The organism is Clostridium sp. BL-8 (genome assembly GCF_002006495.1).
GTDB lineage: Bacteria > Bacillota > Clostridia > Clostridiales > Clostridiaceae > Clostridium.
Genome location: NZ_LZZL01000123.1, coordinates 1 through 12,355 on the forward strand (window position 1 = coordinate 1; position 12,355 = coordinate 12,355).

The 12,355-nt window shown below is 29.4% G+C and carries 10 protein-coding genes; 8 read left to right on the plus strand and 2 right to left on the minus strand.

The annotated features are described in order from the left end of the window. The first annotated feature begins 223 nt into the window (after window positions 1–223). Together ndk and CLOBL_RS24955 are read left to right on the plus strand one after the other, a co-directional pair. Entirely contained in the window at window positions 224–658 is a 435-nt protein-coding gene (ndk, locus tag CLOBL_RS24950; RefSeq protein WP_009172093.1) for a nucleoside-diphosphate kinase, read from the plus strand. A gap of 198 nt (window positions 659–856) precedes the next feature. Continuing rightward, complete coding sequence (locus CLOBL_RS24955) at window positions 857–1,714, plus strand: YcdB/YcdC domain-containing protein (protein WP_077861477.1); 858 nt, start codon at window positions 857–859, stop codon at window positions 1,712–1,714. A gap of 122 nt (window positions 1,715–1,836) precedes the next feature. On the opposite strand, the gene CLOBL_RS24960 is transcribed toward CLOBL_RS24955, so the two are convergent. Beyond that, window positions 1,837–4,329, minus strand: a complete 2,493-nt coding sequence (locus CLOBL_RS24960) for a PBP1A family penicillin-binding protein (RefSeq protein ID WP_077861478.1) — start codon at window positions 4,327–4,329, stop codon at window positions 1,837–1,839. A gap of 107 nt (window positions 4,330–4,436) precedes the next feature. Between CLOBL_RS24960 and yunB the strand changes: the two genes are divergently transcribed. Continuing rightward, complete coding sequence (yunB, locus tag CLOBL_RS24965) at window positions 4,437–5,093, plus strand: sporulation protein YunB (protein WP_077861479.1); 657 nt, start codon at window positions 4,437–4,439, stop codon at window positions 5,091–5,093. A 226-nt stretch (window positions 5,094–5,319) separates the two neighbouring features. Here yunB and hpt read toward each other — a convergent pair whose 3' ends face one another. After that, window positions 5,320–5,844 (minus strand): hypoxanthine phosphoribosyltransferase, encoded by a 525-nt coding sequence (gene hpt, locus CLOBL_RS24970; RefSeq protein ID WP_077861480.1) that lies wholly within the window; start codon window positions 5,842–5,844, stop codon window positions 5,320–5,322. Between the two features lie 434 nt (window positions 5,845–6,278). Here hpt and hflX point away from each other — a divergent pair, with 434 nt between their 5' ends. From hflX to CLOBL_RS24995, 5 genes are all read left to right on the plus strand, one after another. Beyond that, window positions 6,279–8,069, plus strand: a complete 1,791-nt coding sequence (gene hflX, locus CLOBL_RS24975; protein ID WP_077861481.1) for a GTPase HflX — start codon at window positions 6,279–6,281, stop codon at window positions 8,067–8,069. Between the two features lie 55 nt (window positions 8,070–8,124). Further along, window positions 8,125–8,829, plus strand: a complete 705-nt coding sequence (locus CLOBL_RS24980; RefSeq protein WP_077861482.1) for a hypothetical protein — start codon at window positions 8,125–8,127, stop codon at window positions 8,827–8,829. Between the two features lie 187 nt (window positions 8,830–9,016). Continuing rightward, a complete protein-coding gene (locus CLOBL_RS24985; RefSeq protein WP_077861483.1) occupies window positions 9,017–9,922 on the plus strand; it encodes a nucleotidyltransferase domain-containing protein in 906 nt (301 codons plus the stop codon). Window positions 9,923–9,950: 28 nt separating this feature from the next. Further along, window positions 9,951–11,375, plus strand: a complete 1,425-nt coding sequence (locus CLOBL_RS24990) for a PLP-dependent aminotransferase family protein (protein WP_077861484.1) — start codon at window positions 9,951–9,953, stop codon at window positions 11,373–11,375. An 81-nt stretch (window positions 11,376–11,456) separates the two neighbouring features. Further along, complete coding sequence (locus CLOBL_RS24995; RefSeq protein ID WP_077861485.1) at window positions 11,457–12,104, plus strand: YigZ family protein; 648 nt, start codon at window positions 11,457–11,459, stop codon at window positions 12,102–12,104. Window positions 12,105–12,355: the final 251 nt, after the last annotated feature.

Genomic DNA, 12,355 nt, shown 5'->3' on the forward strand with positions numbered 1-12,355 from the left:
CTAATAGACCCACTATGAGCAGAATTTACTTCCTTGCCTGACGCAAAATATGCGTGGCATCTTTGTCTGTCATTTTCTTTCATGTGCCTTATTTTTAATTATAGCATAATATAAGGAAAACATAATAAAATAATAAAAGTATTTGAAATTTTCAGAAAATTTAGTATACTATTCATAGTGAGTTATAATCATGAAATAAATCACAAGATATGGAGGCATTGAGATGATTGAGAGAAGTGTAGTATTAATTAAGCCAGACGGGGTAGAAAGGAATATAATAGGCAATATTTTAAGCTGTTATGAAGATAATGGATTAAAAATAGTGGAATTAAAATTAATGAAAGCTACAAAAGAAATTGCTGAAAGGCATTATTCTCAACACAAAGGAAAAGATTTTTATGAAGAGCTTATAACATTCATTACTAGAGGTCCTTTATGTGCGATGATACTAAAAGGAGAAGATGCAGTAGCTAAGATCCGTAAGATCAATGGAGCAACAAGCCCAAGTGATGCGGAAGAAGGAACTATAAGACATAGATATGCTAGAAGCAAAACAGAAAATTGCGTTCATGCCTCTGATAATATTGAAAGCGCTAATGAAGAAATGAAGCTTTGGTTTTCAGAAGTAAAAAATATAGATGAACTATTAAATTATTAAACATATTTAAAATTATAAATTACTATAAGCAAACTTATAGTAATTTATAATTTATGAACATAATAAAAAAAGTTAATGCTTAAAAATTACTATCATTAGTAGTTTTTTTGATCTGCCCGCAAAACTCAAATACAGGTATTGATATATAAACTATGTTATAATATTAATAAGAGAATAACTTGTTAGAGGGGGGAGTTGATGAAATTAAAAAAAGCCAGTATTATAAGTGGAGTAACTCTAGTTTGCCTTCTTATAGCTGTAGGCATAATACTTTACAATTTTATTGGACCAGGTGCAAAGGATATTAAGGCATCTAAAGAATTTATGGCTAAGTTGTACTTGATAAATGCAGTAAGTACTGAACAAAATTTAAATTCTATAAAATATAAAAGAAGTAGAATAGTAAACAACCAAGATGAATTGATTTATAGGAGTATAGTTACTAAAAATTTTGGGATTGATTTAGATAAAAATGATAATGTAATAGGCTTTGCAAAAAAAGAAATACCAATTAATGAAACTAAAATTAACATACAAGATGCAAAGAATTTAGCAGAAGAATACTTAAAGAACATTTATGATGATAATATAGTATTAAAGTCAATTAACAATGATGACGATTCGAAAAGTTTACCATATTATTCGTTTATATATACAAAAGAGAAAAATGGATATCCATTTTATTTTGATGAAATAAAAGTGAATATTGACAAGGAAACTGGTTTTTTAGATGGATATTCGAACTCCACAATGCAGAGGGAATGTAAAGAACCTGTAATAAACATTTCTGATACAGAAGCGAAGAAGATAGCTATAGATGCTTTCGATAAGTATAATAAAGAAGGTGCTGCTAGGGTGGAAACCAATTTAGTTTATTCAGATAATAAGATGGACAAGGGCGCAAGTCCAGTATATGAAGTTTGTTATATAATAACTGTAGATGGTAAAAATGATAAAGATGACAATGTGAGTTGGAAAATATTTGTGAGTTCTGAAAATGGAAATATATTAAATATATTAAAAGACGGAGCAGAGAAAAAAGTGATAGCAAATTAGGCACAATGGGAGCTTTGGATATGTTATTTGTTTTCATGTGCTTTAAAGATAAAAAGATGATAATCAAATGAATGATTATCATCTTTTTTTATAAGTTATCTTCTACCTTCATTTTAATGTGCCTAATTTCTTGTTGGAATTGGAGGTGCACCATTAGTATTGGTACTGCCAGGTCCAGCAGAATTATGAGTATTGTTGTTGCTATTTGCAATACCATCATTACCATTACTATTACCAATATCATTACCATTGCCATTTTTGCCTTGCAATGGAGAGGTGTCCTTAGCATTAGGGGGCACAAGTGCATCATTATTGGTTTCAGATTGAACTTTCTTATCATCATCTGTTGTAATATCTTTAGCATCAGGTGGTGGAAGCTGGCTATTTAATATACTCGAATTAGGAGTAGCATGTATTTGACAAGTTGTTGTCGGCTCAGTTCCATCAATGAATAATTCACTATAAACTCTATTACCTCTAATATCCTGACTGCAGAATGGAGTAGGAAGGTCCCCAGAATCCTTACAAACATCAACACTTTTTATACCATCAGGCATCTCTATATCTTTTACAGCTAAATTCTCATGGGCTTTAGCCATTAATTTTCCCCATACAACAGCACAGCCGCTTGAACTGCCAAGAAGTTTAGTAGGTTTATCATATCCAATCCAAACGGAAGCAGATAAATAAGGGGAAAGTCCAGCAAACCATAAATCTGTAGAATTAGAAGTAGTACCAGTTTTACCAGCAACAGGCATATCGCTAAATCTTGCACCAGTAGCATTATATTCATTTACTGGTCCTTTTAACATGTCATATAAAATATATGCTGCCTGAGGTGAAAAAACTTTAGTTTCTTTAGGTTTAGTATTATCAAGTATTGTTTTACCAGAAGAATCAACAACTTTAGTATATAATACAGGTTTTGTATATGTTCCGTTATTACCAAAGGAACCATAAGCAGCTGCTAAAATAGAAGTATTGCCTCCATCCCTATCGTTAGGATTGTTATTAAACTGGCCTAAGGCAAGAGCTGCAATTGATGTTTTTGATGCAGAATTGTATTTCAAGCCTAATTTTTCCCCATATTCAATACCTGTTTTTAAACCGACTTTATCTTCAGTGAGTACTGCTGCTGTATTTTTTGAATGAGTAAGAGCGTCTCTTGAAGTCATTAGCCCATCATATTCATTAGGAGAATTTAATGGATTATAAGGTTCACCACTTGTACCATACTTTTTCCCGATTGCTTCAGGAATTGGAGCATCATTTACAGTTGTAGCTGCAGTTATAATTTTTTTATCAATACCAGGACCATAAACAGTTAATGGTTTTGTTGAAGAACCAATTGGACGCAAATCATCATAGGCTCTATTAAGTGATTGAGGCTGTTGTTTACCTCTGCCACCAACCATTGCAAGAACATGACCAGTTCTATAGTCCATTATAGTTGCTGATGCTTGAAGTAAAGGGACACCATCCTTATCGTAGGTTTCCTTATTGCTAATTCCTAAATTTTTATAATCATTTAAAGTTGACTGAGTAAAATCTTGAAGATTTCTATCCATTGTTGTATATATCTTAAGACCGCCATTAACTATTAGTTTTGATACTTCATCATCTGAATAATTATATTTTTCTTTTAAGTCCTCTTTAACTTGAGCTACAGCAGGATATACAAACCATTCATAATTTAAGCGATAATCTTTTTTGCTAGACTTAAATACTAAGCCACCATTTTTTACATCATTAACAGCTTTAGAATACTCCGAATTATCTATATATCCAAGTTTATTCATCTGTTCTAAAACAGTTAGAGTTCTATTAATATATGGTGTAGGATCTTTCATATTACTTTCAGTATAAGCCATGTAATAAGTTGGAGCCTGTGTAACACCTGCAATATAGGCACATTCAATTAATGATAGATCAGAAGCACTTTTGCCAAAGTAGTATAAAGCTGCAGCTTCAACTCCATATTCATGACCACCTAAAGGAATCGTATTTAAATAAGCCGTTAAAATTTGATCTTTAGTCAAATTATCTTCTAGATTGATTGCTAAATAAGCTTCTCTTATTTTTCTTTCAAGGGTAACGTCGTTGGTTAAAATTGTATTTTTTAATAATTGCTGCGTTATTGTAGAAGCGCCGTGTAACCCTTTTTGTCCAGTTATCATTCTTGTTACATCTAGATAGGCGGAACTTGCAATTCTTTGAATATCTATTCCATTGTGTTTATAGAATCTCTCATCTTCAATTGACACAAAGGCATTTTTTAAATTAGCAGGAATTTTACTTGAATCTATAACATAACGTTCTTCATCTGTTTGAATATTGTCCATAAAGTCTCCATTACTATCATATATGCTTGAAGGTTGATTTAATGATAATACAGCTTCAACATTTAGTGGTGGAGTAGTCTTTATAACAGCAAATGCATAACCTGCACCTACTATCATAATTGCGAGGAAACAAAATAGTAAACCAAATAATATGCCCTTAAATATTGTTTTAGTTTTTTTGGGCTTTTTTGATTTCTTATGACTAGTGGGCGTTCCAGTTCTTTTGCTTTTCGGAGTACTATTCGTCCTTTTTGCTTTATCGTTAATTGCCATTTTATCCTCCTAAAAAAATATAAGGTTAATAATTTAATAATATTTCATACCATTATAGCATAATTATAGTATTATTAAATATAGAACTCAATATAAAGGTGTTAATGATGCAATATTATACCAAACGTAAGGGTCATAAGTATATATCATTTATAGTGGTAATTATTTTCATAATTGTTGTTTTTAATGTAACAATAGTATTTTTTGACGAAAGAGTTATGCCTTCAGTAATTGAAATAGCGACAATGATGGCGAAGTCTCAAACCTTGAATATAATAAATGAAAAAAGTGTTGAGATTCTGTCACAGGATTTTAAATATGATGAAATGGTGAAAATACAAAAAAATAGTGAAGGAAATATAATTTTAGTTCAAGCTGATACTGTAAAATTAAATTATATCGCAGCTAAATTAGCCACTGAATGCAATACCGCACTAAGTAATATGGAAAACTCTTCTGTAAAAGTTCCATTAGGCTGGATGAGCGGTAAGAGTGCATTTTTTAGTCTAGGACCAAAAATAACCGTAGAAATAGAACCTATTGGAAACATAAGTACGAGTTATGAATCAAAATTTGAAAGTGCTGGAATAAATCAAACTAGACATAAGATATATTTAAATGTTATGGCTAAAATAAGATTAAAGTTACCACTTAGGAATCAGGATGTTGATGTAACAACACAAATTCCAGTATCAGATACCATAATAGTCGGAAAAATCCCAAATGCAACCTTAGGCTTGCCAGATAATACAGTTAAAAATTAAAAGCTATGAGTTATGAGTCGAGGAAAAAAGGTCTTTAAGCATTTCAAAGACAAAAATGTTTTAAAAATCCCTAAAAAGGAAAAGTGAGAATCCAAAAGTGATGCTCAAAGTCTTACTTTTGGTCAGCAGAACTTTCTCTGCGAGCATCTTGTATTTGGATTCTCAAACTTTCTTTTTGAATTTCATCCTTTAACTCTTAAGCTGTAATTCATAACGTACAACTAGACTAACTTTCCCAATTAAATACATAAGGTACATTTCTATAGAAATCACCGTAGTTTAATCCATATCCTACTACAAATACATCTTCTATTTCAAAACAGCAATAATCAGGCTTGATATCTATCTTTCTTCTTGATGGTTTATCAAGAAGAACACAAGTTTTTACAGAAGCTGGATTTAAGCTCTTTACGTGATTGTAAACAAAATCCATTGTAATTCCAGTATCAACAATATCGTCGACTATAAGAACATCCCATCCTTTAATATCATCAGAAATATCTTGAACTACTTTAACAGATCCAGAAGAAGTTTCACTGTGACCATAACTAGAGGTAGTCATAAAGCCTATTTTAGTATTTAAATCTATGGCTCTAACTAAATCAGCAGCATATACAAAACTCCCACGAAGTAAAGATAGAACATAAAGGTTTTTACCTTTATAATTTTTAGTAATAATTTTACCCAATTCCTTTATTCTAGAATTGATTTGTTCTTCAGAAAAAAGAATGTTTCGTTTCTTATCGTCCATTTGTTTAAAAACTCCTTTTATATTTATTAAATTATTATAATTCGATTAACTTATTATGTAATGTACAATTGAAAATTTGGAGCATAGAATCAAGTCTAATATTTGCAAAAGTCCTTTGTATGTGTAAAGTTAATCTAAAAAGTTTCACAAAAATATGTTCCTAATTATTATATTATACATTGTCAATTATCATTTGTATAAGTTATAATTAATGAATTAATAGTATAAAATTATATGAAAATTGTCAAGATAGGGACATAGAAGAAGCTGAGAGTTATGAGTTGTGAGTTATGGTAGAAAAGCTGCTGGATTTTCTTAAGAATAGATAATGTTTTTAGAAATCCTAAAGGGATTTTGTTCTTAATTTAAAACTTATCACTCATAGCTTGTCACTAATCTAAAAGGTGTCCCATGGCTTATGTGAGGTGTTTATTATGATATATGGAAATATTGAAGGTATTAGAAAATCAATATTGGATGAATTAGAGAGTATTTATTCCATTAGAAATTTAAAAGATGAAGTATGTAATATAGAAATCTTAAATATAATTTCAAAAATATCTAGCCTAATTGAAAGAGAAGTAAGTATAGGAATAAATAGAAAAGGTAATGTTACTTCAGTAGCTATTGGAGATTCTACATCAGTTGAAATTCCTCTAATAGATATTGAAGAAAAAAGGTTAGCAGGAGTCAGGGTGATTCATACTCATCCAAATGGATACTGCAATCTGTCAGCTTTGGATTTAACGGCTCTTTTAAAGTTAAAATTAGATGCAATTATATCAGTTGCTGTAATAGATGGAAATATAGTAGATTTTTCTTTAGGGATGCTTGCTTTATATAACAATAAATTGGAAGCTGAAGAAAAGAGCAATCTCTCACTAGAAGAGATACTATCTATAAATATATTGGATAGGATAAGATTTATAGAAAATTTAATTAAAACAAATGATGTTATAGAGGAAACAGAAGAAAAAGCAATTTTGGTAGGCTCTGATACTAAGGAAAGCTTGGAAGAATTAAGTGAACTTACAGAAGCTTGTAACATACCAGTATTAAAAACAGTGTTTCAAAGCAGAAACAAAGTTGATGCAGCATATTTTATAGGTAGAGGTAAAGTGTTAGAAATTGCATCTATGAGGCAGGTAGAAAGAGCTAATGTAATAATATTTGATGATGAACTTTCAGGATCTCAAGTTAGGAATTTAGAAGCAGCAATAGGAGCTAAAGTAATTGATAGAACTACATTGATTTTAGAAATATTTGCAACAAGAGCTAAAACTAAAGAAGCCAAAATACAAGTTGAGTTAGCTCAGTTAAAGTATAGACTAGGAAGATTGCAGGGATTAGGTACTGTATTATCTAGAACTGGTGGAGGAATAGGAACTAGAGGCCCTGGAGAAAAGAAACTTGAAACTGATAGACGTCATATAATGGAGACAATATATGATTTAAAGGATGAGCTTAAAAAAATAAAGAAAACCAGAGATGTTCAAAGGGAAAAAAGAAATAAGGAGAATATCCCTAAAGTATCTTTAGTTGGGTATACAAATGCAGGAAAATCTACCTTAAGAAATGCTCTTTGCGATTTAGCTGCGAAAAAAGAAAATAAAACGAAAGAAAAAGTATTTGAAGCAAATATGCTTTTTGCAACACTAGATACTACAACAAGAGCAATAACCTTAAGTAAAAAAGGCGTAATAACTCTTACAGATACAGTTGGATTTGTAAGAAAATTACCTCATGATTTAGTGGAAGCCTTTAAGTCTACCTTAGAAGAAGTGATTTTTTCAGATCTTCTATGTCATGTAATAGATGCATCTTCAGATAGTGCTATAGATCAATATAGGGTTGTAAATGAAGTGTTAAGTGAACTTGGAGCTATAAATAAGGAAACAATATTAATATTAAATAAAATAGATATGGCAACAGAAGAACAAATAGCAGCTCTAAAAGAAATAATAGAAAATCATGAAGTAATAGAGATTTCAGCTAAAGAAAAAATTAATTTAGAAGAACTTCTAAATCTAATCGAAGAGAAACTGCCTTATAATTATAGAAAAGTAGAATACTTAATACCATATGAAAAGAGTGATGTTTCATCATATTTGCATAGAAATGGAAGAGTATTAGAAGAAGAATATAAGGATAATGGAACCTATATGGTGGTTGAAGTGGATGATGAGGTTTACAACAAGACAGTAGAGCATGAGGTAAAAGAATAATAAGACATTTTAATTAATATATTATATATGAGTATTAATTAAGGAATGCATAGTCATGGGCAGAAGAAGATCCAAACGTGGTCCTAAGAAAAGCAATTTTAAAAAAAACAATTCAAACAAGAATAGAGAAAATAGTAATGAAGCTAGCTCTTTTCATGAGCAAGAAAGTAAGCAAAAAACAAGTTTTGATGAAATTGCTGAAATTTTTTTAGGTAGTAATACAGAGAAAAAAGAAAGTGGTGCAAAATCAACTGGAAGTAAAGCTAAAGCAAGTACTGCTGAAAATAATACATCAGAGGCTTCTGATAATAATGAAGATGCATCTAAAGCTAATTATTCAGAGAGTGATAAAGCTTATGAAGAAATGAAAGCAAGGCAGCAGGAGCTTTTGAATAATATCAAAAATTTAAGTGAAGCTATAGTAGCTATGACTTTAATTAGGGATAATATTGCATCGCTTAAAATTGAAGTATTAAGCAATATTTATTTTACAAGAGAAGTAAGGCCCCTAATCGATGCTGTAAACCTCATTGCTTTTGCATCATCTAATATGTCAATTGTTGCACAAAATCTTAATATTAATGCATCAGGAGATAGAAAAGAAGTTAAAGATGCCTTTAAATTATGCTATAAAATGAATGATGAAATAGCTGATATGCTGGGTGTCTTAAGTAGAAGAATAAAATTGTATGTTGCACAATTAAATAATATGGATAGAAACTGCCCTCCATTTAGTTTTGATGAAGATTCTCGAGTTTAATTATTTTGAGAATCTTTATTTAATTTATGATAAAGATTTATAGATTAATAAAATGTTATTTAAAGTAGGAATTCTTTAAATAATTGATTGTTTCAGTTATAATGATAATAAGTTTTAGTAAAATGCCCATGTGGTAATTTAAAATGATAGATAATTATTACCTTAGGCGAAAAAAGGTGGAGATAAGATGGCAAAATCCATATTAGATTATCAGAAAGCTTCTGAGAAATTAATTAATACATTAAAAGTCAACAAAAAAGTATTAGCTATATTTGCATTTGGAAGCATAATTAGTGGAGATCTTTGGGAAGAATCTGATATAGATCTATTTGTTGTGTATAAAGATGTCTTTGAAGAAGTAAGAGATATATATTCAGAAATACTAGGTGTACCAGTACATATGAAAGTATTAAATAAAGATAAATTTTTGGAGTCATATGAAAGCAATGGTAATAAAGGACTTATAAGAAACTTACTCCTATCTTCAAAGATAATTTTTTCTAGAGATGATGAAATTGAAAGCATTTTTAATAAGGCAAAATATAGTTTAGATAAATATAGAGAAACTTGGAATCTTGTATATTTGGGGAATGCTATAAAGGATATCAGGGTGACTAAAAAGTATCTACAAAATGATAATACATTTACATCCTATGAGGTATTAATTAGAACACTAGACAGTTTTGCAAAATTATATTTAAACCTAAATGGCTATAGTGTAAGTAAAGATTCTGTAAAAATGGCTACAAATTTAAATAATAAGTTTAATATAATAATTGAAAATTTATTTAATAACAAATGTACAAAAGAAAGTATACAGGAAACTGTAGATTATATAGAAAATTTTTTAGATGAAAACATAAATGAGGCGTCTAAATCTTTATTAGATTATTTATTTGAGAAAAATATGTTTTTAAGTTCATATGAAATAAAAAATAGTGATTCATTCAAAGAATTTAACATAAAAATTGAAGATATATTGAAGGAGTTATACAAACGAAAATTGGTAGCAAAAGAGACTAAGAAGTTGGAATTACCATGTAATGAAAAGCTAGTAAGTGAAAATGTATATTCATATAAAATTTATAATTAAGGAACATTGTTAGTATAAGGGGAAGTTTATGAATATTTATAAAGATTTTAAGTTTAAAGATGAAGAGGTACCTAAGTATATTCAAATAGCTAATTATATAAAGAATTTAATTGATAAAAGAAAAATTAAAGATGGAGATAAACTCCCAACCATAAGAGAATTATCAAAAACGTTAGGCGTAAATAATGTCACAATAGTAAGTGCTTATAATAAATTAAAGGCTGAGGGATATGCCTATCAAAAAGTAGGAAGCGGAAGTTTTGCTAAAAGAAAAGAAGTTGCTTCGAATTTAAGAAGAGAATATTCGAATACATTAAAAAAATTATCTTTAGGGGATTTAAATGAGATAATTGATTTTACAGGTGAAACCACAAAGGAAGTACTGTTTCCAATAGATGATTTGAAATATATTATAAATGAAGTTCTAGAAAGAGATGGAGCAAACGCGCTTTTATCAGATAATAGAAATGGATATACAGATCTTATATATACTATAAATAGAGCTTTTTGGAATAACAAATTAAATAATGAAGATATAATAATTGTATCAGGGGCACAGCAAGGAATTGATATTGCATCAAAAGGAATATTGAATATAAATGATAATATAATAGTTGAAAAACCAACTTATGTTGGAGCGTTATCAGTCTTTAAGTGGAGAAAAGTTAATTTATTTGAGGTACCAGTTGAAGAAGATGGAATAAACCTTAATAAATTTGAAAAAATACTTCAAAAGAACGAAATAAAATGTTTCTTTACAATGAGTTATTTTCAAAATCCTACAGGTATAAGTTACAGTTTGGAAAAGAAAAAGAGAATTTTAGATCTTGCAGAAATTTATGATTTTTACATAATAGAAGATGATTATTTATCTGAGCTCATATATGAAAAATCTTTAGAATATGTACCTTTTAAATGGCTCGATAAGAATGATAGAGTTATTTATATAAAAAGTTTTTCAAAAATATTTCTTCCTGGAATAAGACTAGGCTATTTAGTGGCACCAACAATATTTAGAGAAACACTTCAAAGTTCAAAACATAATACAGATATAACAACCTCAAGTTTAATGCAAAGGGCATTGGAATTATATATTTCAAGTGAAAAGTGGAAAACAAATATTAAAAATTTAAATGATGAATATATAGAACGATATAAACTTGTGAAATCTATATTGGAAAAAGATTTTAAAGATATATTAACATATGAAGATCCGAGAGGCGGATTAAATTTTTATGTAACACTAAAAGAAAATTTTATGATAAACACAACAGAACTTTTCATGCGATTAAGAAAAAGAAATGTGTATATTACTCCTGGAGCAATCTTTTTTACATCACAAAGCGATGGACAAGATTCTTTTAGAATATCTTTCTATCAAACGGATAAAGAAAAAATAGAAAGCGGCATGAGAATGCTTAGGGAAGAAATAATTTCTGTAAAGAATGATTGATTATTAAAGTTATGGAATTAAATTGATAAACTCAAGTATAATTTAATATAGTAACTTAAATTGCAAAGGAGCTGGATAGAGATGTCTTACATTACAATAAGAGATTTTGGAGAAGATAGATTTGAAGAAAAAAAGTCTGAATTTATTGGATATGCAAAAAGAGTAGAAAGTGAAGATGAAGCTAAGGCTTTTATAAATGAGATAAAGAATATGCATAAGCAAGCGAGACATAATTGTTCAGCTTATATTATAGGGCAAAATATGAATATTCAAAGATACTCTGATGATGGGGAGCCTCAAGGAACAGCAGGAATACCGATTCTCGAAGTAATGAAAAAAAGCAGAGTGACAGATTGCGCCGTTGTTGTAACAAGATACTTTGGAGGGATACTTTTAGGTACAGGAGGACTAACTAGGGCTTATACAAAAGGGGCAAGCATAGCAATAAAAGCAGCAGGAATTGTTGAAAAGGTTGAAGGACTAAAATTAAGCTTTGAAATGGAGTATGACTTATTTGGGAAGGTTCAGTATCTTTGCGGACAGAATTCATGGCATATAGAAGATACTGAATACAGTGATAAAGTAATTGTTCATATATTAGCAGAAAAAGCAATTGCAGAAAATATTGAAAATGAAGTTGTGGAAATTACAAATGGAAAAATAATAGTTCGAAAGAGTGAAGAAGGTATCTATTTTAAAGAGGGAAACAGACTATATTTGAGCATATAGATTTCTAGTGAAGATATCCGCTTAAAATTTAGCAAGCATGTAAAATATAGTTGTATATATTGCAATAATTGTATATTTTAAGAAAATCTCTAAAGAAAAGTGAGAAAAAAATTTCAAAAATATATGTAATCTTTAAAATTTAAGCATATATCCTATGTAGGAATTAAATTTACAGAGGAGTGTGTTAAAAATGAGAGAAAGAAAATTTGTTAAATTAAGAGTTGATATGCATGAGGATACTAAATTTAAGA